Annotated in this window: 22 protein-coding genes and 1 pseudogene; 16 read left to right on the plus strand and 7 right to left on the minus strand. The window is 70.3% G+C overall.

Annotation, left to right across the window (positions count from 1 at the left end):
• Window positions 1-214: 214 nt before the first annotated feature.
• Window positions 215-910: an NAD-dependent epimerase/dehydratase family protein gene (locus QFW81_RS05780; protein ID WP_280577700.1), complete on the minus strand. Its 696-nt coding sequence runs from the start codon at window positions 908-910 to the stop codon at window positions 215-217.
• A gap of 451 nt (window positions 911-1,361) precedes the next feature.
• Here QFW81_RS05780 and QFW81_RS05785 point away from each other — a divergent pair, with 451 nt between their 5' ends.
• Window positions 1,362-2,300: an HDOD domain-containing protein gene (locus QFW81_RS05785; RefSeq protein WP_280577701.1), complete on the plus strand. Its 939-nt coding sequence runs from the start codon at window positions 1,362-1,364 to the stop codon at window positions 2,298-2,300.
• Window positions 2,301-2,424: 124 nt separating this feature from the next.
• Window positions 2,425-2,964 (plus strand): DUF421 domain-containing protein, encoded by a 540-nt coding sequence (locus QFW81_RS05790; protein WP_280577702.1) that lies wholly within the window; start codon window positions 2,425-2,427, stop codon window positions 2,962-2,964.
• An 18-nt stretch (window positions 2,965-2,982) separates the two neighbouring features.
• On the opposite strand, the gene QFW81_RS05795 is transcribed toward QFW81_RS05790, so the two are convergent.
• From QFW81_RS05795 to QFW81_RS05805, 3 genes are all read right to left on the minus strand, one after another.
• Window positions 2,983-4,353, minus strand: coding sequence for a M14 family zinc carboxypeptidase (locus QFW81_RS05795; protein WP_280577703.1), 1,371 nt, complete (start codon window positions 4,351-4,353; stop codon window positions 2,983-2,985).
• A gap of 152 nt (window positions 4,354-4,505) precedes the next feature.
• A complete protein-coding gene (locus QFW81_RS05800) occupies window positions 4,506-4,967 on the minus strand; it encodes a tellurite resistance TerB family protein (protein WP_280577704.1) in 462 nt (153 codons plus the stop codon).
• A 178-nt stretch (window positions 4,968-5,145) separates the two neighbouring features.
• A complete protein-coding gene (locus tag QFW81_RS05805; RefSeq protein ID WP_280577705.1) occupies window positions 5,146-5,808 on the minus strand; it encodes a class I SAM-dependent methyltransferase in 663 nt (220 codons plus the stop codon).
• 254 nt (window positions 5,809-6,062) lie between these two features.
• On the opposite strand from QFW81_RS05805, the gene QFW81_RS05810 reads away from it, so the two are divergent.
• Window positions 6,063-6,554 carry a GFA family protein gene (locus tag QFW81_RS05810; RefSeq protein ID WP_280577706.1) on the plus strand — a complete coding sequence of 164 codons (492 nt, stop codon included), beginning with the start codon at window positions 6,063-6,065 and terminating at the stop codon, window positions 6,552-6,554.
• A gap of 116 nt (window positions 6,555-6,670) precedes the next feature.
• Here the strand turns inward: QFW81_RS05810 and QFW81_RS05815 are convergent, their stop codons facing one another.
• Window positions 6,671-7,759, minus strand: a complete 1,089-nt coding sequence (locus tag QFW81_RS05815; protein WP_280577707.1) for a flavodoxin family protein — start codon at window positions 7,757-7,759, stop codon at window positions 6,671-6,673.
• Window positions 7,760-8,176: 417 nt separating this feature from the next.
• Between QFW81_RS05815 and QFW81_RS05820 the strand changes: the two genes are divergently transcribed.
• A complete protein-coding gene (locus tag QFW81_RS05820) occupies window positions 8,177-9,718 on the plus strand; it encodes a beta-N-acetylhexosaminidase (RefSeq protein ID WP_280577708.1) in 1,542 nt (513 codons plus the stop codon).
• 134 nt (window positions 9,719-9,852) lie between these two features.
• Here QFW81_RS05820 and QFW81_RS05825 read toward each other — a convergent pair whose 3' ends face one another.
• On the minus strand, window positions 9,853-10,575 hold the full coding sequence (locus QFW81_RS05825; protein ID WP_280577709.1) for an rRNA pseudouridine synthase: 723 nt from the start codon (window positions 10,573-10,575) through the stop codon (window positions 9,853-9,855).
• 112 nt (window positions 10,576-10,687) lie between these two features.
• Between QFW81_RS05825 and QFW81_RS05830 the strand changes: the two genes are divergently transcribed.
• The 4 genes and pseudogenes from QFW81_RS05830 to QFW81_RS05845 form a co-directional block, all read left to right on the plus strand.
• On the plus strand, window positions 10,688-11,545 hold the full coding sequence (locus tag QFW81_RS05830; RefSeq protein ID WP_280577710.1) for a PA4780 family RIO1-like protein kinase: 858 nt from the start codon (window positions 10,688-10,690) through the stop codon (window positions 11,543-11,545).
• A gap of 312 nt (window positions 11,546-11,857) precedes the next feature.
• Window positions 11,858-12,319, plus strand: a complete 462-nt coding sequence (locus QFW81_RS05835; protein WP_280577711.1) for a lipocalin-like domain-containing protein — start codon at window positions 11,858-11,860, stop codon at window positions 12,317-12,319.
• A 71-nt stretch (window positions 12,320-12,390) separates the two neighbouring features.
• Complete coding sequence (locus QFW81_RS05840) at window positions 12,391-12,993, plus strand: lipocalin family protein (protein WP_280577712.1); 603 nt, start codon at window positions 12,391-12,393, stop codon at window positions 12,991-12,993.
• 40 nt (window positions 12,994-13,033) lie between these two features.
• A pseudogene (locus QFW81_RS05845) lies at window positions 13,034-13,915 on the plus strand (pseudouridine synthase); the annotation flags it as partial.
• A 200-nt stretch (window positions 13,916-14,115) separates the two neighbouring features.
• Here QFW81_RS05845 and QFW81_RS05850 read toward each other — a convergent pair.
• A complete protein-coding gene (locus tag QFW81_RS05850; RefSeq protein ID WP_280577713.1) occupies window positions 14,116-15,801 on the minus strand; it encodes a hypothetical protein in 1,686 nt (561 codons plus the stop codon).
• A gap of 211 nt (window positions 15,802-16,012) precedes the next feature.
• On the opposite strand from QFW81_RS05850, the gene QFW81_RS05855 reads away from it, so the two are divergent.
• The 8 genes from QFW81_RS05855 to QFW81_RS05890 all read left to right on the plus strand — a co-directional run bounded on the left by QFW81_RS05855 (window position 16,013) and on the right by QFW81_RS05890 (window position 22,226).
• Window positions 16,013-16,405, plus strand: a complete 393-nt coding sequence (locus tag QFW81_RS05855; RefSeq protein ID WP_280577714.1) for a GFA family protein — start codon at window positions 16,013-16,015, stop codon at window positions 16,403-16,405.
• 43 nt (window positions 16,406-16,448) lie between these two features.
• A complete protein-coding gene (locus QFW81_RS05860) occupies window positions 16,449-17,231 on the plus strand; it encodes a helix-turn-helix domain-containing protein (protein ID WP_280577715.1) in 783 nt (260 codons plus the stop codon).
• 94 nt (window positions 17,232-17,325) lie between these two features.
• The gene (locus QFW81_RS05865) at window positions 17,326-17,778 is read left to right on the plus strand and encodes a VOC family protein (protein ID WP_280577716.1); all 453 of its coding nucleotides are present in this window, start codon (window positions 17,326-17,328) and stop codon (window positions 17,776-17,778) included.
• Between the two features lie 168 nt (window positions 17,779-17,946).
• Complete coding sequence (locus QFW81_RS05870) at window positions 17,947-18,738, plus strand: EAL domain-containing protein (RefSeq protein ID WP_280577717.1); 792 nt, start codon at window positions 17,947-17,949, stop codon at window positions 18,736-18,738.
• A 148-nt stretch (window positions 18,739-18,886) separates the two neighbouring features.
• Window positions 18,887-19,648, plus strand: coding sequence for a hypothetical protein (locus tag QFW81_RS05875; protein WP_280577718.1), 762 nt, complete (start codon window positions 18,887-18,889; stop codon window positions 19,646-19,648).
• A 74-nt stretch (window positions 19,649-19,722) separates the two neighbouring features.
• Window positions 19,723-20,676, plus strand: coding sequence for a glutaminase (locus tag QFW81_RS05880; protein ID WP_280577719.1), 954 nt, complete (start codon window positions 19,723-19,725; stop codon window positions 20,674-20,676).
• Window positions 20,677-20,916: 240 nt separating this feature from the next.
• On the plus strand, window positions 20,917-21,621 hold the full coding sequence (gene gntA / locus QFW81_RS05885; protein ID WP_280577720.1) for a guanitoxin biosynthesis heme-dependent pre-guanitoxin N-hydroxylase GntA: 705 nt from the start codon (window positions 20,917-20,919) through the stop codon (window positions 21,619-21,621).
• A complete protein-coding gene (locus tag QFW81_RS05890) occupies window positions 21,618-22,226 on the plus strand; it encodes an urea carboxylase-associated family protein (RefSeq protein ID WP_280577721.1) in 609 nt (202 codons plus the stop codon). The genes gntA and QFW81_RS05890 overlap by 4 nt, the downstream gene beginning before the upstream one ends.
• Window positions 22,227-22,254 lie beyond the last annotated feature (28 nt).

Raw genomic sequence — 22,254 nt, forward strand, 5'->3', positions numbered from 1 at the left:
CGGATGCGCTGCGCTTATCCGGGCTACGGAACGGGGCGCCGCGCCGCCGGCATCACGTCGCTCGCGGATCCGCGGACACGTGGGACAGGCGTCGGCCGTCGCCTCGTGATGCCGGGTCCATGCGCTGGCGCGCCTCGCGTGCCGGACCCGCGCGTCTCGCTACTCGCCAGCGCGGGCGTCACAGGCGTAGCGCGGGGGGAGCCTGCCGGAAGGTCTACGGGTGCGTCGGCGGCGCCGCGTCGGACTCGGGTCCGGATTCGCCAAGCGCATTGATCGCGTCGTTCTCCACCACGTCGGGCGGGTCCGGCGTGGCCGCCAGTGCCAGCATCGCGCGCCCGAGCAGCGCGGTACTCGTCATCATCCCCGGCAGCAGCCGCACGCCCAGCACCATGGCCGGCCCCGCGACCGTGTAGAGCGGCCGCATCCATCCGTGCGGACTGCGTTCACCATGCGCCGGCGCGATGCCGCCAGGGCGCAGCATCACGGCGGGGATCGGCAGACCGCGCAGCGCGCCTTCGGCCTCGCCCTTCACCCGCAGCGGCATCAAGCGGCTGGCGGGGTCGGCATGGGCGCCGGAAATGTAGAGCAGCCGCGCGCCGGGATTGCGCTGGCCGAAGGCGCGGGCCACGTGCAGCGTGAGATCGACCGTGACGTGCCGGTACTCGGGTTCCGGTGTGCCCAGCGGCGGTGCGCCCGCGCAATAGAAGCAGGCGTCGAAGGGAGTCAGGCGCTCGAGCACCCCGGTCAGCTCGTCGAACCGCTCCACCACCAGATCCTCCACCCGCGGGTCGGGGTGCGACAGGGCGCGGCGTCCCAGGACCGTTACATGGGACACGCCCGGGTGCGCCAGGGTTTCCACCAGCACCCCCTGGCCGACCAGACCGGTGGCGCCTGTCATCAGGATGCGCATGGGAAATCCGGCAGGGAGGGAGGGGGCGAGTCTAGGCCCGGAGGCATGTGGGCCATGTCATGGCGCGCTGCAGGAGACGGGAGGACCCGGCGCTTGAGGGGGGCGCCGACACGGCACCGTCCGCCCGTCCGTCGCTCCCGTCCGCGCCGGCCGTTCGCCGCGTCGGCTGTCGACAGGTGTCTGCCGGCCGATAAGGGGGCGTGGCCGACCGTACCCGGTCCGTCCCGCGTGCTTGAATAGTCCACGCGGACGGAGACTTGCCGCGGCGAACCTGGATGAGGGCCCCGTGCCGACCTTGTGGATTGCAGTGATTGCCGTGCTGGTGGTGTCCGCTGCTGCGGGCCTGCTGCTGCGACGGCGGCAACTTGGCGGGCCGGGAGGGCCATCCGCGCCCGTGCGGCGCGCGGCGCCTCGGCGTCCCGTCGATGGCGACGGCGCTCCGGACGCGACCGTGACGGCCGCGCCGGGCGATGCAGCCGTCTCGCCGCCGGCTGTGCGGGCGCCCGAACCCGAGCGGGTGATGCTCGAGCGGCTGTGCGCACCGGCGTTCGCGCATGCCGCGACGGCGGGCAGCGTGTCGGCGGTGGACTCCGCCGACGCCGGGGCAGCCGCGGTCGACGTCCTGGCGCGCATCGACGCGCACCCGCGCTACGTGCCGCGGCGTCCCCAGCTGTTGCCGCAGTTGACGCGTGCGATCAACGATCCGGCCGCCAGTGCGCCGTCCATCGCCGCGATCATCGCGCAGGACCCGGCGCTGGCCGGCAACCTCCTGCGCATCGCCAACAGCGCGATGTACCGTCGGCAGGACGCGCCGATCGAGCACCTCGAGCGTGCCGTGGCGCTGCTCGGCACCGAGGGACTGCGCCGGATCGTGATGGCCGCCCTGCTGCAGCCGGTGATCGCCGACGACGGCAGCGTCTTCGGCCGCTGCGCGGCATTGCTGTGGGACCACACCCTGCGTTCGGCCGACTTCGCCCTGCGCGCGGACCAGGGCGCGACGCGCGACGACCAGCATGCGGCGCAGCTGCTGGCGCTGCTGTACGGGTTGGGCGGTGTGGTGGTCGTGCAGGTGCTGCGCGACACGTGGGGCAGGCGCGGTGACGGCGTGCCCGAGGTGGGGACGCTGGCGATGCTGCTGGATGCCTGGTCGGCGCGTTGCGCGCGTTCGATTTCGGTCGACTGGGGCCTGTCCTCCCGGGTCGGGCGCGTCCTCGAAGAGCTCGCGGGTGAGGATGGGCAGCCGGCCCCGAGCGGCCTTGCACGCTCGCTGCGCATCCACCGGGCGCAGGCGGCCGCTGCCATGCCCGGCGCGGCAGGCCGGGAATCCGTCGAACGCGTCGAACCCGTCGAATTGCCCCGGCTTGCGGCCGAGCCATCCCGCCTGGACTGACGTGGTCCGCGGCGCCGGTGGCGTGGCGCGCATGCAGCAGCCCTGTGCGGGTCGGATGTCCACGGATCACGAGACTTCGACCCGCATCGTGCGTGAATGGTGCGCTCCGCACCGGGACTGGCACATGTTCTTCGACAGCTGGCACGGGCTGCTGCGCGTGATCGTGGTCGGCACGCTCGCATACCTCGGACTGGTCGCGTGGCTGCGGGCGACCGGCAAGCGGACCGTCTCGAAGTGGAACGCGTTCGACCTGATCGTCACGATCGCGCTGGGTTCGACCCTGGCAACGATCCTGCTGACGGAGGAGGTCGCGCTGGTGGAAGGCGTGCTCGGCATGGGGCTGCTGATCATGCTGCAGTACGCGATCAGCTGGACCTCCGTGCGTTCCGGCTGGGTCCGTCGCGCAGTGAAGAACGCGCCGACCCTGTTGCTGCGTGAAGGCCGGCCCTGTGTCGATGCGCTGCGCAAGCAGCGGGTCACGGAGGGCGAGTTGCGGGCCGCGGTCCGCGCGGCGGGGCATGCCACGTTCGAGGAGATCGACGCGGTGGTGCTGGAGACGGACGGGAACTTCAGCGTGATCACCCGCGGCTGGGAGGGAGCGCGCTGTGCGATGTCCGATGTGGAGGGCGTCGAGGACCGGGCAGGCGTGCCCGGGGTGCGCTGATCCGCATCAGGCCGACGGTCAGTCGCGCGCGGGCGCGGGCTGGTCGGGATCGACGTCTCCGGCCAGCGTCCACACGATCTCGCGGCCCTGCGGGTCGCGGCTGAGATGGAAGTACGCCCGGGCGCGTGGCGCGATCGCATGCACTCCGGCGCTCCCATCGCTGCCCGCGATGGCGACGGGCACGATGTACAGGCCGGTCGCGTCGATCGTCCTGCGTGCGGGGCGCCCGGCCAGGTCGCCGATGTCGAGCACCGTTGCGCCGCGTTCCAGCAGCGCATCGTCGAATTCCAGCACCAGATCGGCCCTGGCCGGCGCGCGTCCGGGGAGCACGAGCGTGCCGCCACTGATACGCAGGTCTGCCCAGCTGCTTCCGTTCTCTGGCAGTTCGCGATACGCCGCATGCGGCAAGCCGGCATGGGCGCCGGTGGCGATGGCGTCCAGCGCGGCGGCCAGGGCGAGGAAGTTGAGCTTGCGCAACTGCTGCTTCTGCAGATCGCCCTCGATGCCGCCGGACTCCACCAGGATGGTCGACACGCCGGCCTGCGCCGTCAGGTCGCCGAACGCGCGCGGGTTGAACGTGTCGTCCCATCTGGCGATGCGGCCGGCGACGTAGGGCTCCAGCGCGGCGCGGATGGCCACCGAAACTTCGATCGCGCGCGCACGCGCGGCATCGACCTCGCGCGCCTGGTTGTAGGGCGGAGCGAGCAGGGCGATGGCGGTGCCGCGGCCGGTGTCGCCCACGCGCGTGCCCACGTCCTGGTCGTGCAGGTTGAACCCGAACCTGGGCTGCAGGCGTTCGCGCAGGTCGTGCAGGGCGCGACCCTCCGGCGTGGCCAGGGCGCGCGCGTCGCGGTTGATGTCGATGCCCTGCGCATTGCGCCGCTGGAAGCGCGCCGCGCCGTCCGGATTCACGATCGGGAAGAAGTGCAGGCTGGTGTGCCTGCGCCATCGCTGGACCAGCGGATGCCGAGGGTGCTCGCCCAGGAACCGGAACAGGTCTGCCAGGGCCATCGACGCCGTGCTCTCGTCGCCGTGCATCTGCGACCAGAGCAGCACGCGCGTGTCGCCCTCGCCCCAGGACACGTACCGCAGGGGGCGTCCTTCCGCGCTGCGGCCGATGCGTTCGCTCCGGAATCCGCGCGAGTCGCTGGCGAGCGGCCCGGCCAGGGACCACCACTGTTCCGGCGCGAACCGCCGGTCTTCCAGGCCGGCCACGCGGATGCGCTGGTCGTACAGCGCGTCGAGCGCTTCGAGCCAGGCCGGTGCGGGCGGCACCATGGTGTCGGGCGGTGTCGTCGGGGTGGTCGCCGGCTCCCGGTCCTGCGCCGGGGACATGGGCGGCCACAGCAGCACGCACAACAGCAAGGACAGCGCGGGCAGATTCGGCATGGCGTTGCGCTCCATCATGAGCGTCGCATGCTCCGAACCACGTCCGCCGTTGTCAAACGGTATGCGCGCACCGTTCTCCACGCGGCCCCACATCTCCTGCACCGCATTCGCACAGCCGCCACGGCGGCGCACCGGCGGGCATGCTGCAGCGCCTAGTGCTTCGGCGTCCCAAGCTCCGCCTTCACCAGCTGCTTCCTGCGGATGAATTCCGCATGCGGCACCGCCAGGAGGTCCGCGACCCGACGCACCATCAGTTCCTCGTGCTTGTCCAGGCGCGCATCGGCGAAGGCGACCCGCCACAGCCATTCGACCAGCTCCGCACGCTGGGCGGCATCGAGCCCGGGCCTCAGCTCGCGGGTGAACTCGTGCAGCGAGACCGACTGCCGCCGCGCTTCGTGCGCCTGTTCGATCAGCGACGCCAGCTCGGCAGGCGCCATGCGGAAGGCCGTTGCCATCGCCTGGTGCACCACGTCCAGCTCCACCTCGTCCCCGCCGTCGGCGGTCACCGCCATCTCCAGCAGCAGCGCGGCGGCCGCCCGCGGCAGCGCATGCGGATCGTCGCTGCGTTCGTGCCGGTTGACGATGCGGGTCAGGGCGCTGAACCAGTCGGTCACGGGAGAGCCTGCCTGTGTCTCGGTGGAATTGGAGAAACTGGGGGCTACGGCAGGGTTCTCAACCGGGCCGCCGGCGGCCTGGCGCGAACCGCCAGCGTCGACCGGGGATGGCCGTGGCATATGTGCCGCGTGTCGTGGTCGGGATCCCATCGCGCGTGGCGCCGGCTCGCGATGCCCCTCAGTCCGGAGGCGCAGCCCGGCGGTAGTGCAGCAACCGTCCGCTTACGGCGCGGTCGTCGTCCTCCATCGCGAAGCGTGATTCGCTGACATCGAACCCCTGCGTGGCCAGCAGCCGGGTGAACCCACCGCTGTGGCCGCGACCTGGATCGGTGATCACGACTTCGCACCCTTGGCGTGCGTGGCGCCTCACCACTTCGGACAGCAGCCCGGCAGTGCCGCGTTCGTACAGCACGTCGCTGGCGATGAGCATGTCGAACTCGCCCAGCGTGGGCAGCGGATGATCCCAGCGCAGTTGCCGGTAGTGCAGCGCAGGCAGCGCGTTGAGCGCGGCGTTGTAGGCCAGGAACGATTCGGCCAGCGGATGCATGTCCGTCGCCACGACGTCCGCGCCACGACGCTGCAGGACCAGGCTGGCCAGGCCGATGCCGCAGCCGATCTCCAGCACCCGCTTGCCGTCGACGTCGGCCCGGTCCATTGCCTCGGCCAGCAGCCGGCCCGAGGGCCACAGCTGACCGAACAGCGACCACTGTGCGGACGAAATGCCGAGGCGCTCGCCATGGCCATCGGGATCGGCGAACTGCTGGCGGTCGCTGAGCACGCGCAGCCGGTACGCGTGGTCGCCCACGACGACGGTGAGGATACGGGTACTGAAACCAGGCACGAGGCTCCCGGGAAGCGTCGCCGGGCACGGCCGGGCGATGACGCATGGAAGGGAGCGAGGCGGGCGACGGTCGCCGCGGAACGCGCACTGCGGGAATGGCCCGCGGGCCATGCTAGTCGAAACAGGAGTAGGGGACCATCAGGAAGGCGGGCGCGAAGCGGGCGGGGCCGGGTCCGATGCGGCCACAGGTGCTGACGTGCTGTTCGCGCCGCCGGCGCTACGGTCCGGGCGTCACGTTCCCTCCGGAGGCTCCGATGCGACTCGAAGGTTCCTGCCACTGCGGCAATGTCCGCTTCAGCTGCGAGGCGTACGCACCCGCACCTTTCCTGCATTGCTACTGTTCGATCTGCCGCAAGACCGCGGGCGGGAGCGGCAGCGCGGTCAACCTCGGCGCGCGCGCGGACACGCTGGAGGTGGAGGGTCGCGGGCATCTGGGCGTCTACAACGCGAAGATCCGCAGGGACGACGGCAGTTGCCGCATCAGTTCGGGGCGCCGCCACTTCTGTACCGGATGCGGCAGCGCGCTGTGGCTGTTCGATCCCGACTGGCCGGACCTGGTGCATCCGCATGCGTCGGCCATCGACACCGAGCTTCCGCGGCCACCGGAGCGGGTGCACATGCTGCTGGACTCGAAGGCCAACTGGGTGCAGGTGCCGGACGGGCCGCACGACGTGCAGCTGGACGGTCTGCCGGAGGAATCGCTCGAGGACTGGCACCGGCGCCACGGCATGTTCGAGGGCGAGTGAGCGCGCGTCCGTCGGGTCCCGGGTGCGCTGCGCTTACCCGGGCTACGCGATCGCGGATCGGCATGGGGATGGAACGGGGTATCGTCGCCGGGTGAGCGCAGCTCGCCCGAGACCCGCTACTTCTGCCGGGGCATGTCGAGAGTGGCGCCGGCCTCGCGCTGCCCTGCACGCAGCTGGCGGACGCGTTCGAGCAGTGCCCGCGCGGCGTTGCGGCTCTCCTCGATGACGGCCCGGTCCTCGTCGAGCGCGTCGTGGCTGGTGGCGTAGGGCGCGTAGTAGCCGATGTAGCGGTCCAGTTGCGACAGCGCGCCGGCGTCCACCAGGCCCATGCCGCGCAGCCAGTCGGACAGCGCATGACGCACCAGCTGGGTTCCCTCGCTGTCGCCATGCACGACCACCGAGAAGGCGCGACCGGCCAGGTGCTGGGGGTAGTCCCAACCCTCGAGTTCCAGGCGCTTGGCGCGCGCCGGATCCTTGCCCTGCGTCGAAGTGGGATCGGGGTTGCCGCCGTCGGCGCAGACCAGGCGGTCCATCATCAGCTTCAGCGGCGAGGTGGCCTGGTTCCAGTGGACCGGCGTCACGATCATCACGCCGTGCGCCTCCGCCCAGCGCGGGTAGATCGCGTTCATCCAGTCCTGGTGCTGGCCCAGGCCGTGGTTGGGATAGCACGAGCACGGCCAATGGCACAGCGGCATCGCGGTGGACACGCAGCCCTTGCACGGATGGATGGTGCGGCCGAATTCGGACGCGGTGCGGTTGAGTTCGAGCACGTCGCATTCCGCGCCCTGCGCCGTCGCCGCATCGCGCGCGGCCTCGAGCAGGCGCCAGGTCTTCGACATCTCGCCGGGACAGGTGTGCTCGCTGCGCGGCGAGGCGCAGACGAGAAGGAGTCGGTCCGGCGTGCCTGGTGCCTGCTGGCGTCGCGTGGCCTCCACGATGGCATCGCGCGCGGCGCGCCATTCGTCGGACAGCGCATAGGCAGGATCTTCGAAGCCGGGCCCGGCGGGATGCGTGTGCGGCGCCTTGCGGCCCTCGTCGTACGCGTTCCAGGCGATCGCGGCGAGCTGGTCGATGGCGCCACGGTGGGCATCGAATGCGGGGTCGGTGAAAGCGATGCGATAGCGACGCTCGAACTCGTCCCGGCCGAGCTTCGGATCGGGCTGGCCCTTTCGCGCGGGGGGAGGGGAAGCGGGCGTGTCGGTCATGGGTGTCGATTCGGTACGGGGTCGAGGGGCCCGTGGGGCGGGCGGGTCCGGAAGCGCGAATCCGCGGCGTCGGAAAATCGTGTCGCATCGCGCGTGTTCGGGAACGGTCGCGCGGTGAGGCGGGACATGGTGCGGACTTCGCCTGTCATCGGCACTGATGCTTGCGGCCGCGCGCCTGGACGGCGCACCGGATCGATGTGCGGCGATCCGACGCAATGGACGATGCCGGCGTCCGGGTGAAGCCGGTGTCGTGGGCAGACAGCCACGCTCACGCTGCGGGGAGCCACGGAATGTCCCGCGCGTCGCGTCGCGGGCGCGGGATCAGGCACCCCTGGACGGGTGGACAAATGCGATGGGCGCAGGGAAAGTGCACGCTGTTTCCGGCCCGCCGCGGCCGACTCTGGGGATCGATCGGACATGGGGTTCAAGGCTGTGTTGTGCGGAATGCTGGCCGTCGCCGGGGTCGTGTCCGGGTCGTCCGCTGCGGCTGTGGCGCCGGAGGCATCCGCCACTGCGGTGCACCTGGTGCCGTTGCCGCAATCGCTGACGATGCGTGGCGGAGAACTGCGATTCGCCGATACGGTGGCGGTGCAGGTCGACACGCAGTCGCCTGGAGCTGAGGCGGCACTCGAGGCGACGCTGGAGTCGCTGGGAATCGCCGTCGCCGATGCCGGTGCCGTTTCCGATGTCGATGACGCGCCGACGCGCATCCGCCTGCAGCGCGTGGACGATCCTGCGCTGGGCGACGAGGGCTACCGGCTGGTCATCGCCGGTGACGTGCAACTCGGCGCCCGCACAGAGGCCGGCCTGCTGCATGCCGTGCAGACGCTGCGCCAGCTGCTGCCGGCGCAGCCGCAGGCGGACATACGCCTGCCGCGTCTGGAGATCGTCGACGCGCCAGCGTACCGATGGCGCGGGCTGTCGCTCGACGTGGCGCGGAGCTTCCTGCCGGTGGAATACGTCGAGCGGACGATCGACCGCATGGCCCTGTTCAAGTTGAACCGCCTGCACCTGCACCTGACCGACGACCAGGGCTGGCGAATCGAGATCAAACGCTGGCCGAAGCTGGTGGAGATCGGCGGCGCCAGCGCGGTGAAGGGCGGCCGCAGCGGCTGGTACACCCAGGACGAACTGCGTCATCTGGTCGCCTACGCGCAGGCGCGCGGCATCACCATCGTGCCGGAGATCGACGTGCCCGGACACGTGCAGGCGGCGCTGGCCTCCTACAACGAACTGGCCTGCGACGACGAGGACAACCTGGCGCCGTACTCGGGACTGGAGGTGGGCTTCAGCGTGCTGTGCCTGGACAAGCCCGAGGTGGTGTATCCGTTCGTACAGCAGGTGCTGGAGGAAGTGCTGGCGATCTTTCCCTCGCAGGAAATCCACATGGGTGGGGACGAGATCAAGCACCCGCTGTACGGCGAGTTCGTGGCGCACACGGCCCGCATGGTCGAGGACATGGGACGCACGGCCATCTTCTGGGAGGAGGGGTCGGTGGCGGACACCCGTCCGGACGTGCTCTTCCAGTTCTGGAACGATGGCTACGACATCGCCGCGGCGGTCGAGGAAGGCCATCGGCTGATCCTCTCGCCGTGCTCGTACTTCTACATCGACCATGGCAACTACGCCGGCCAGCCGCAGACCTACGACTGGTGCCGCAAGGAGGGCGTGCCGCTGGCGCGGCTGTACGCGTTCGATCCCACGCCGTTCCCGACCGCGGTGGGCATCGAGGCCGCGCTGTGGACCGAACTGGTGCACACCGATGCCGCTGCGGACAACCGCCTGTGGCCGCGCCTCGCGGCGGCGGCGGAGGTGGCGTGGACGCCGAAGGCGCAACGTCGCTACGAGGACTTCGTGCAGCGCACGGGCGCGTTGCGTCCGCACCTGGACGCGATGGGGATCGGCTACCACCCGGAGCCGGACCTGGGTTGGCAACCGGACGCCGCGACGCCCGACTAGGGAGGACTAACGTCCCGCAGCTGCAAGGCATGGCGTTCGGTCGGGTACCGTGCGCTTTCGCGATCGCGAAAGCGCTCTACCGTCGCATTGAAGGCCCGGGCTGAGGATCACGGGGCCGAGCCGCAAACGACGCCTCAGAAGCGTTCGCCCGCCGGCAGGTAGCGCCATGCACCCACCGGCATCTTCGCCAGCGACACGCGTCCGATGCGCAGGCGCCGGATCGCCACCACCTCCAGGCCCACCTGCCTGCACACGTCGCGCAGCTGGCCCGGCTGCACGCCCTTGAGCGCGAAGCGCAACCGCACCTCGTTCTGCCAGCTGACCTTGCACGCGGGCAGCGCGCGGCCGCGGTAGTGCAGGCCATGCTTGAGCCTGGCCAGGCCGTACGGGGCGATCTCGCCGACCACTTCCACCACGAACTCCTGTTCGATCGCCTCGACATCTTCGGTCAGGCGCCGCCACACGCGGCCGTCCTGTGTGAGCACCACCAGGCCAGTGGCCTCGGCGTCCAGCGGCACCAGCGGCGTGAGGCGGTGGAAGTGGCGCTGCAGCAGGCGCACCCCGGACGGATCGTCGGGCCAGCGCGTTTCGGGCCGGACCAGTGCGGCGACAGCGCCGGGATCGCGGCCGGCGTCGAGGTCGGCGGGCCGGTGCAGCAGCACCGTGGCCGGCTCGATCGCATCCAGTCGCGCGGCCGGGTCGAGCTCGACGGTCTCGTCGCGCACCGCCAGCGCAGGATCCTCGACCACCACGCCATCCACCCGCACCCATCCGCCCTTGATGTACTGCTCAGCCTCGCTGCGCGGGCAGCGGGCGAGGGCGGAGACGCGTTTGGCCAGTCGCACCGGTTCTGACATTGCTCCACGCCACGCGATTCAGGACAGGCAGTGTAGCGATCGGGCACTCTAGGCGCCCTGCGATCCGCGCGTCGCCTGTTGCGCCGCGCGGCGCGCCCATGATCGAGGTGCCATGAAAACCCCGTCCGGCCTGCAGCCGCTGATCGACGATGGCGTGATCGACGCCGTGATGCGGCCGCTCAAGAGCGGCAAGGAGGCGGCCGTGTACGTCGTCAGCGCAGGCGGGGAGATCCGCTGCGCCAAGGTCTACAAGGACATGGCCCAGCGCAGCTTCCAGCAGCGCGTGCAGTACCAGGAGGGCCGCAAGGTGCGCGGCAGCCGCGAGGCGCGCGCGATCGCCAAGGCCAGCAAGTACGGCCGGCGCCAGCAGGAAGCCGAGTGGAAGAACACCGAGGTCGAGGCGCTGTACCAGCTGCGCGATGCCGGTGTCCGGGTGCCCGAACCCTTCGGCTACTTCCACGGCGTGCTGGTGATGGAACTGGTGGTCGATGCGGACGGCCATTCCGCGCCGCGGCTCGGCGAAGTGGAGCTGGCGCCGGAACAGGCGCGCGGTTTCCACCGCTTCCTGGTGCGGCAGGTGGTGAAGATGCTGTGCGCCGGGCTGATCCACGGCGACCTGTCCGAGTACAACGTGCTGGTCGCCCCGGACGGCCCGGTGATCATCGACCTGCCGCAGGTGGTCAGCGCGGCGGGCAACAATGCCGCGCGCACGATGCTGCTGCGCGACGTGAACAACCTCACCGCCAGCCTCGGCGCGTGGGCGCCGGAGCTGCTGGACACCTGGTACGGCGAAGAGATGTGGGCGCTGTACGAGGCCGGCGAGCTGCATCCGGATACCGAGCTCACGGGGCGGTTCGAGCACGACGAGTCCGCGCCCGACCTCGACGGCGTCCGCCATGCGATCAACGACGCGCGCGAGGAAGCCCTGATCCGCCAGCAGGGCCGCGAGGCGGCCGCCGAGGGGGATTGACGCGTATCGGGGCGATGGTGGAGCGGCAGCCTGCGCGTCGACCGCACGGCTGGCGCCACGCGTGAACGCGACGGGACACGCATCCGGAGCGGCGCGATGGTGTTGCGGCAGGCGGGGTGTCCTGCTTGCCGGCAACGGTGCATTGACACGGCGGCTGGCACCATCGTCATTCGTCCGGGAATGCATTCGCCACGCGATCCCGATCCGTTTCGGAGCCGATCTGATGCCGTATGGCCCGTCCAGCGCGTGCCGAGGGGCCCGATGAGCCGGGATCCTGGTGGTGATCCGCGCGTCTCCGGTCCGCCCGCCCCAGTGGATGCATCCGCCGCCGGCATCGTCGGAACCTGGCGGCTGCTGGCGTACGAGGTGGAGGTACGCGCGACCGGACGCCGCTTCCCCGCGATGGGGGAGCGACCGTCCGGCTACACCATCTTCAGCCCGGAAGGCCGGGTCTGGTTCATGCTGACCGGCGACGGACGCGAGCCCGGCGACAGCGACGCGGAGATGGCCCGGCTGCTCGAAAGCCTGATCGCCTATACCGGGCGCTACCGCATCGAGGGCGACGACTGGATCACCGAGGTCGATGTGGCCTGGAACCCGGCGTGGGTCGGCACCGGGCAGCGGCGCCAGTTCGCACTGGACGGCGACCGCCTGGAGGTACTCACGCCCTGGCGCGTGATGCCGAACTGGGCCGACGAGGGCGAGTCGCGCAGCATCATCACTTTCGAGCGCGTCACCGTCGAACGCGTGGCCGGGGCGGTCGCTCCCGAGTGACGTTCGCGACGTCACGTGGCGCCGACCGGGTCGCGGCCACGCTTGGCGCATCGTGGTCGGGAGTCCTCGACATGCGTCATCCGATAATCCTTGCGGCCCTCTTGGCCGGCCCGCTCGCGGCCGCCGGCATCGCCGCCGCAGCGCCGCCTGATCCACGGCCCAACGTGCCGGTGGACGACGTCGACCTGTCGTGCTACGCGGGCACCTGGTACGAACAGGCGCACCTGCCGATGGTGTTCCAGCGCCAGTGCGTGTCCGACACGACCGCCCGCTACCGGCTGCAGGCCGACGGCACGGTGGAGGTCCTGAACCGGTGCCGGACGCGCGAGGGCGGCTTCGAGCAGGCGCGCGGCGTGGCGCGCACGGTCCACGGACGCACGTCCACGCTGGAAGTGCGGTTCGCGCCGGCCTGGCTGTCGTGGCTTCCCGTGGTCTGGGGCGACTACTGGGTGATCGCGCTCGACGAGGCCGACTACCGGTGGGCCATGGTCGGCGCGCCCGACGCGGACTACCTGTGGATCCTCTCGCGCACGCCGCAGCTGGCCCCCGCGGTGCGTGCACGGCTGGTGGAGCAGGCCCGCGCGATGGGCTATCCGGTGGACGAGCTGATCGAGACTCCGCAGCGCTCGCAGGCGCCGGCCGGTCAGGCCGCCGAACCCGCGCCAGCGCAGTGACCGTGCCGCGCGTCGCGACCGGGCCCGATATCCTGTCTGCGTGACCCGACCTCCGCGCATCGTGCTCGACGGCGTTCCCGCCAGCCGGCTCCAGCTCCCGCCCGGCCCCTGGGCGACGGTGCTGGATGGCCTGTGCGCGAGGTTTCCCGCGATCGATGCGGCCACCTGGCACGCGCGATTCGCGCGCGGGCGCGTGCTGGACGTGGACGGCCACCCGCTCGATGCCGACGCGGCATACCGGGTCGGCGCCGAGATCCGGTACTTCCGCGAAGTCCCGGACGAGCCGCTGCTGCTGTCCGTCGAAACCGTCGTGCATGCCGATGCGCACTTGGTAGTCGCCTGCAAGCCGCATTTCCTGCCCGTCGCGCCCACCGGAGCCTGGGTGCGCGAGACGCTGCTGTCGCGTCTGGTGCGCAAGCTGGGCAATCCCGCGCTGGTGCCGCTGCATCGGATCGACCGCGACACGGCGGGCCTGGTGATGTTCTCGGCCGATCCCGCCAGCCGCGGCGCCTACCAGGCGCTGTTCCGCGAGCGGCGCATCCGCAAGCACTACCTGGCCCTCGCGCCGCCGCTCCCGGCCTTGGCCTTCCCGCACGTGCAGCGCAGCCGCCTGGAGCGGGGCGAGCCGTTCTTCCGCATGCGCGAGGTGCCCGGCGCCCACAACAGCGAGACCGTGGTCGACGTGGCGGCCCGTGGTCACGAAGCGTGGACCTATCGCCTGGCGCCGGTCACCGGCCGCAAGCACCAGCTGCGCGTGCACATGGCGGCGCTGGGCGCGCCGATCGTGCACGACCGCTGCTATCCAACGCTGCAGGTCCGGAACGCCGACGACTCCGATCGCGCGCTGCAGCTGTTCGCCCACGCACTGGCCTTCGACGATCCCCTGAGCGGCGAACCGCGCACATTCCTCGCGCCGGGTGGGGCAGGGTGGGAGGGGGTGTCCGGCGCGATGCAGGAGGCGTCGGCTGCGCCGATGCTGGAACGACCGCACGCTGTCGGACGCTGATTCCCGGGCCGCCCCGTCATGCCGAACGCGTGTTTTTTCGGAGATTGCCGCAGGCCGTCTTTACGACGGCCGCGGCGTATCAGGCTTGCCTGGGCGTTTCAGGCTTACCTGTCAGCTCACTTGCGCCAGAGGTTGATGCCCTGGCTCACGTCCTCGGCGTAGTTCTCGATCGCCGCAAGATCGCGTTCGTTGGAGATGCCCGTCAGCAGGGCCTCACGCAGCGCGTTGGACGCGCCCTGCTGGTCCAGCAGTTCGGTCTCGTCCTCGCCCAGCGCACCGGTCAGGGCCTGCTTGGCCTCGTCGGTGAGATAGCCGGTGGTGGAGTCGATGATGCTGCCGCTCACACCCTTCAGCGCCTCGGTCACCTGCGGACTGCTGAAGAGTTCGCCGATCATGCCCGACACGGCGTCCTTGGCCTTGTCGCCCACCGGGATCCCGGCGAGCGCCAGGTCGGCGATGAACGACACCATCTCGGTCTGCGCGTCCTCGCGCGCCTTGAGTTCGTTGAAGCCCTGGGTGATCGCATCGTCGGCGCCGCCCATCAGCATCGACAGCCGGCCCATGGCGTCCGCGTCGCCCTCGGCGGTGTTGATCTGCGACTTCAGGCCTTCCGCGTATTCGAGCACGGCCGCGCGGGCACTGCCCTGGTAGGTCTGGTCGCCGTCGAACAGCACGACGTTGAACAGGGCGCCCAGGTCGGACGCATCCTGCATGTACTGCTTCACGTCGGCATCGTCCTTGCTGCCGATACGGGTGGTGTCGAAGTCGGTCAGGCTCTCGAGCATCGGCTCGGAATGCGAGACGAACAGCAGGCCCATGGCGTCCACCCGCTCCTGCACGTTGCCGGTGTGGCGATCGCTGAAGATGTCGCCGCTCGACGCCGGCACGCGCGCCAGCATCGCCGCCGCCTCGCGCGATTCCGCCGTGTCGACGCGCGAGACCTGCGCCACGAGCGAGGAGAACAGGTCGGGGATGGAGATGTCCGCGGCGGTGAGGCCGTCCCGGTAGGCGACGGTGCTGTGTTCGACCAGGCCTTCGAGATGGTTCGGCGAGATCGAATCGCCGGCGCGCGCGACGCGCTCCATCAGCGACTGCAGCTGGCCCTGGTCGAGGCCCGCCAGCACGTCGGCGGCGATGTCGCCGCGGGTGGGATCGCCGGTCAGCACGATCGCCGCAAGGCCGGCGGCGTTGTCGCGCAGGGCGCCGTCCTCGAGCTGGTCGTTGAGGGCGTAGTCGGTGATCAGGTGCTGGCTGTAGGTCTCGCGGAAACTGGAAATGTCGGAGCTGTAGTGCGGTCCGCCGAAGAACTCGGCGAACTCGCGCATGTTGCGGGCGTGCTCCACCTGCTGGTCGACGCCGTCGGTGCTGGTGGAATCGGGATTGTGCAGATAGGTATCCAGCGCGCTGGACGTGCCGATGACCTCGCCGTCGGGGCCGACGATGTCCTGCGACGGGATCTGGCCGGCGTTGTAGGCGGCCGCGATCGCCTCCGCCATGTCGCCGCGGGCCGACTGCGACACCTGTCCGGCGTCCACCTGCGCATTGATGCGGGTGGGCGACATCCAGGAGTTGAACGCGTTGGGATCCTGGCGCAGGATCTCGGCGACCAGGGCCTGCCGATAGTCCGCATCGCCCTCCTGGATCGCCTCGCCGAAGGCGCGCACGCGGGCGTCGTAGTCGTCCGTGCCCCACTGCGAGCCGACTTCGAGCAGGTCCTGGGCCGCCTGCTCCGGATCGGGCGTCTGCGGGACTTCGGTCGGCAACTGGACCGGCGACTGGGGACTCTGGACGGGATCGATCACGACACGCTCCTGCAGCGACAAGCTCGGGGCCGATTATCCGGGGGCGGCAAGTGCATCGATGCCTCGGGCCGACCCTAGGCGGTTCAGCAGTACGTCAGACCCGCATCCGGGCGCCTGCGGTGCGCGGAAGCACTGGAAGGTGACAGCGGATCCCACACGCGGATCACAAGCGGGCGGGCATGCTGGCCGCATCAGTCCGGGGAAAGCGCCGATGGAACGTTTCGAAGGCGGATGCCTGTGCGGCGACGTCCGCATCATCGCCAAGGGTGAGCCATACCGCGTGGGCGTGTGTCATTGCCTGGACTGTCGCAAGCACCACGGTGCCCTGTTCCTGGTCACGGCGATGTTCCCGGTGGATGCCGTCGAGATCACGGGCGAAACCCAGCACTACGCCAACCGTCACTTCTGCCCGCGCTGCGGCTCGTCCGTGTTCTCGCGCACCGGCGACGAGGTGGAACTGCATCTGGGCGCTCTGGACGACATCGACCGGCTGGCGCCGACCTACGAGCTGTGGACGCAGCACCGGGAGTCCTGGCTGCCGGAATTCCCGCTGTCGCGGCGCTATCCGCGCAACCGCACGTCCGGCGGCCGCCACGAACCCTGACCGGGCACCTGCACGTGCCAGCATTCGGCGGTAAGGTCCGCGCATGAGCCTGGTCCTGCCGCCGTGCCCGCGCCTGCGTCCCTACGTGTCCATCTTGTGGGCCGGCGCGCGGCCGGCTGCTTCGGGCCGCGAATGCGCGCTGCCGTCCGGGGAGATGCACATCGCGATCAGGCTCCAGGGTGGACCGGTGCGGGTCTACGACGGCCCGGTGTCGGCGTCCACGCAGTGCACCGGTGTCGCGCTGGTCGCCGGCCTGCGGATGGAGCCGTACTGGAAGGATGCGGACGCCGCCACGCAGAGCGTCGGGGTGCAGCTGCGTCCGGGCGCGGCCGGCGCCCTGTTCGGCGTGTCCGCGACCGAGTTCGCGGACTCTCATGTGGAACTGGAGGCCGCGTGGGGCGCCGACGGCCCGCGGCTGCACGATGCGCTCCACGACACGCGGGATCCGCGGGCCCGGCTCGCCGCGCTGGAATCCGCGCTGCTGGCCCGCCTTCGCCCACGGGACATGCATCCCGCGGTCGCCGGGGCGCTGGCGTCGATGCATGCCGCGCCAGCTGCCGGCCGCCTGCCCGATGTGGCCGGCATCAGTGAGCGCCACTTCATCGCGCGCTTCCGTGAGGCCACCGGCCTGTCGCCGAAACGCTATGCGCGCCTGCGCCGCTTCCGCGCCCTGCTGCAGGCGTTGCGGGCCGGATCCGGCAGGCCGCTTGCCGAAATGGCGCTGGCCGCGGGATACAGCGACCAGGCCCATTGCAGCCGCGAGTTCCGGGCGTTCGCGGGCACCAGCCCGCAGGCATGGCGGCGACAGTACGAGTCCGCGCGATGACCGCGGGCCGCAGCCTGGACGGTCAGTTCCGTTCAAGACCGGCTGCCCGCCGTCGAGTCAGGCTGTGCACCACCACCATTCGATGGAGACCGGCATGAGCGAGCAGGCGCTGTACCCCTACCTTTGCGTGGCCGATACGGCACGCGCCATCGAGTTCTACCGCCAGGTCTTCGGGGCGACCGAGCTGTTCCGCCTGGTCGAACCCGGTGGCCGGATCGGCCATGCGGAAGTGGACATCGACGGCACCACGCTGATGCTGTGCGACGAGTTTCCGGAACTCGACATCCGCCGGCCCGATGCCGGCGCCGGCTACAGCACCACCATGCACCTGCACGTGGACGATGCCGATGCCGTCATTGCCCGGGCGGTCGAGGCCGGTGCGACCGTGCTCATGGCGCCGGCCGACGCGTTCTACGGCGAGCGCTCCGGCGTGATCCGCGATCCGTTCGGACATCGCTGGAACATCGGCCACAGCATCGAGGACATCACGCCGGCGGAGATGCAGCGCCGCTACACGGCGATGATGGCGTCGCCGGACACCGACTGAGGGGATGGTGTCCAGCGTCAGGTCGGGGAACGCGTCTTGCATGCGCCATTGACCGGCGTCGGGTGAGGCGCCGTCCACATTCCATCGACAGGCTGCAGTGGCCTGATGCACTGCCGGCGTCCGGACGCGGCGCTAAGATGATGGCAAGGCCTGCCACGAGGAGTTCGCATGTTCCTGCACCGCTTCTTCGGGCAGACCCCCACGCCGCGCGCCTGCGCGGGATGCGAGGGCGATCAGCGGCTGGATTTCGAAGTGCGGATGGCGTTCCAGCCGATCGTGGATGCGCGTGACCATTCCATCTACGGCTACGAGGCGCTGGTGCGCACCGCCGACGGCGGTGGCGCGTCCGAGGTGCTGGCCCGGGTGGAGCCGGAACTCCTGTACCGGTTCGACCAGACCTGCCGGGTGAAGGCGATCGTCACCGCGGCGGAGCTGGGGCTTCGGCAGCGGCTGTTCATCAACTTCTTCCCGAACGCGGTGTACCAGCCCGAGACGTGCATCCGGCTGACGCTGCAGGCGGCGCAGATGACCGGATTCCCGACCTCGAACCTGGTGTTCGAAGCCGCCGAGTCGGAGCAGGTGAGCAACCAGGCGCACGTGTCGCGCATCTTCCGCGACTACCGCAACCGCGGTTTCCAGACCGCGATGGACGATTTCGGAGCGGGCTATGCGGGGCTGTCGAGCCTGGCGGCGTTCCAGCCGGACCTGATCAAGCTGGACATGGGCCTGCTGCGCGGGATCGATGCCGATCCCGTGCGCCGGAGCATCGTCGCCGGCGTGGTCCAGATCGGCCGCGGCGTGGGATCGACCCTGCTGGCCGAGGGCGTGGAAACGGCGGCGGAGTACCACACCCTGCGCGAGCTGGGGATCGACCTGTTCCAGGGCTACCTGTTCGGACGGCCCGCACTCGAGCGCCTCGAACCGGTTCCCGACGCGACGTGGAGATCGCTGGCGGCGTAGCGGGCGCTACCGGCGTGGGGGCGCCTGGCTTCGGCCCGGGCGTCGTCCAACGGGGCCTGCGCGGCACCGCATCCGTTACGCGCGCTCTGCGGACGGCACGCCCTCGGACGCTCGCCGACCCTTCACGGCGTCCCTCTATGCTGTGGCGATGGCGAAGCTCTCCGACCGTGTCTGGAACTTCCGCGGCAAGCATCGCATTGCCGGCGTGCTCGATGTCGGCACCCAGATGTCCCTGGTCCGGCGCGGCGATGGCCGCTTCGTGGTCGTCGACGGGTGCGCACTCGATGCCGTGCAGCACGCGGAACTGATGTCACTCACCGGCAATGGCGCGCAGGTCGCGGCGGTGGTGCATGTACATCCTTTCCATACCCTGCATGTCGAAGCCACCCAGCGACTGTTCCCGCAGGCGACGCTGTACGGCACCGCGCGCCACCGGGAGCGTGCTCCCGCGCTGCCGTGGTCGGGCCCGGCGGTGGAAACCTGGAGCGAAGGGCATCCGCTCGCGGACGTGTTCGACCTCTCGGTACCCGATGGCGTGGACTTCGTCTGCCCGGACGAACGCGTGCACGTGGCTTCGGTGCTGGTGCGCGAACGGGCCAGCCGCATCGTCCACGTCGACGACACGCTCAACGTGCTGGCGGGGCCGGGCGCCCTGCGGCACCTGCTGCCGGTGTCGGGCCTGCGCATGCACCCGATGCTGTCGCGCGCGCTCAGGCCGCAGGCCGGTGCTGCCGCGGCATACGCGGCGTGGGCGCGCGCACTCGCGGTGCGCTGGGCGGATACGCGAATCGTCTGCGCAGCGCATTCGGCGGTGCGTGTGCTGCCCGAAGGTGGCTTCGCGAGGGAAGTGGAGGCGGCGCTGGGGAAGGTATCGCGCACGCTGGAGCGGCATCGGCAGCGCTACGGCTAGGGGCTTGCGGGGTGTGACGCGGCGTTACGCGGCGACCGCATACAGTGGCCCGCCATCACGCCGACCGGACCCGAATGCGCAAGCCTCCGCAGAATCCGCACGACCTCAACCGCCATGACCTCGACGACATCCTCGGCACCATCAACGAGGAAGTCCGCCAGCGCTTCGGAGAGGGCAAGCTGCCCGACTACATCCCGTCGCTGGCCGACGTGCCGGAGGACCGCTTCGGGATGGCGCTGGCGCTGCCGGACGGCAGGATCCACGCGGTCGGCAACGCACGGGATCCGTTCTCGATCCAGAGCGTATCGAAGGTGTTCACGCTCACCCTGGCGATGTCGGCCGTGGGCGACGAACTGTGGAAGCGGGTCGACCGCGAGCCCTCCGGCGACCCGTTCAACTCGCTGGTCCAGCTGGAGTACGAGAAGGGCATCCCGCGCAACCCGTTCATGAATGCCGGCGCGTTGGTGACGGCGGACGTGGTGCTCTCCAGCTACGCGGATGCCGAAGCGACGCTGCTCGAGTTCATGCGCGCGCGGTCGGGCAACCCCGAGGTGGGCACCGACGAGGTGGTGGCGAAATCCGAGCGCGAGAGCGGCCATCGCAATGTGGCCATGGCCAATTTCATCCGCAGCTACGGCAACCTCGACAACGACGTGGATGCGGTGCTGGGCTTCTACTACCTGCAGTGCTCGCTGCGCATGGACTGCGTGGACCTGGCGCGCAGCGTGCAGTACCTGGCCGATGCCGGCCATTGCGCCACGTCCGACGTCCAGGTGACCAGCGCCGAAGGCGCAACGCGCATCAACTCGGTGATGATGACCGCGGGGACCTACGACGCCGCGGGCGACTTCGCGTACTACGTGGGGCTGCCCGCCAAGAGCGGAGTGGGTGGCGGCATCGTCGCGGTGGTCCCGCATGTCATGGGCGTGTGCGTGTGGTCGCCGGGCCTGGACGACAAGGGCAATTCGCTGCTGGGACGCTACGCGCTGCACCGGTTCACGCGGATGACCGGACTGTCGGTGTTCTGAGCGACATCCCCGCGGCGGTCCAGTGATCGGCGCCCCGTCGGCCCGACGCGGTTTCGCCGTGGACAGCGGGCATGAATCTCTCTGCGTCGGAGAACATCCTCGCAGCGTCTGCAGACCTCGCAACGTCTGCAGACGCCGGGTTCACGCCGGTGAATCGTCCCTGACCTGTCGCTCCGGCGTGCGTCGCCGCGCGGCCCGCACTCACGTGGCCATGCGCACCATCCGGCTAGGGTGCGCTGCATGAAAACCCTACGACAGCAGGTGTCCGCCGACGGCCGCGGCACGCTATCCGCCCGTTTCCTCGAGATGATCGACGACCCGACATTCCCATGCGTGGGCTCGAAGGCTGCCCTTGCGCGCGACGCCATCGAGCCGTGCGAGTTCGACCGGTTGGGCAGTCGCCACAACGATGCGTCGCTCCTGGATGCGCTCACCGCGTTCGCGAGGAGCATCGACGCGGCGCCCGCGGACGACACCACGGTGCGGTCCTTCGTGGCCCTGTTCGATGGGCCGTTCGATGCCGACGAGCAGCGGTTCGAGGCCATACTGTGGTCGCAGCTGCAGCGCCTGCACGATCTCGACACACGTCGCGGGACCCCCTGGGCCAGGGACGTGAGCCGCGACCCCGACGACCCGCGCTTCAGCCTGAGCCTGGCCGGGCATCCGTTCTTCGTCATCGGCCTGCACCCGGGGGCCTCCCGGATCGCGCGGCGGTTCGAGGCGCCGGCGATGGTCTTCAACTCGCACCGCCAGTTCGACCGCCTGCGTGCGGACGGGCGCTACGCGAAGATGCAGGCGGCCACGCGCCAGCGCGACATCGCGTTGCAGGGATCGATCAACCCGAACCTGGCCGATTTCGGCACCGCGCCGGAAACGCGCCAGTACAGCGGGCGACGCGTCGAGGCCGACTGGCGCTGCCCGTTCCACGTGCGCAGGCCGCGATGAGCCCCGCACCGCTGGAACGCATCCCGCCCTGCTCGGGTCGCGCGATCGAACTCGAGACCGGCGACGAGCTGGTGGTGATCGATCCGCAGGGCCAGCAGGTGAGCGATCTGACCGCATTCTCTCGCGACGATCTGGCCGAATACCTGTCCTCGGGCCGCTCGATCGACTACGCCGCCAGGCTCTGGCTGAGCACCGGCGACACGCTGTACTCCAACCGCAGCCGCCCGATGTTCACCATCCTCGAGGACACCTGCGGCCGGCATGACTTCACGCTCACGCCTTGCTCGAAGGAGATGTTCGAGAAGCTCTACGACGAGGCGGAAGGGCGCCCAGGCTGCGAGGGCAACCTGGCATCGGCGCTGGCGCCTTGGGGCATCGGACGCGACCGCATCCCGGTGGCGTTCAACATCTTCATGAACGTCACCTTCGATGCCGCATCCGGTGCGGTGGCCGTCCTGCCGCCGCTGAGCAAGGCCGGCGACCACATCCGCCTGCGCGCGGAGATGCCGCTGGTGGTCGCGATGACTGCCTGCTCGGCAGGCCAGTCGAACAACTTCAGCTACAAGCCGATCGATTACCGCATCGATCGCGCCCGGGCGGAATAGCCGCACGCCGGCGGTCCGGGGCGACGCT

Source organism: Luteimonas kalidii (assembly GCF_029887935.1).
GTDB lineage: Bacteria > Pseudomonadota > Gammaproteobacteria > Xanthomonadales > Xanthomonadaceae > Luteimonas > Luteimonas kalidii.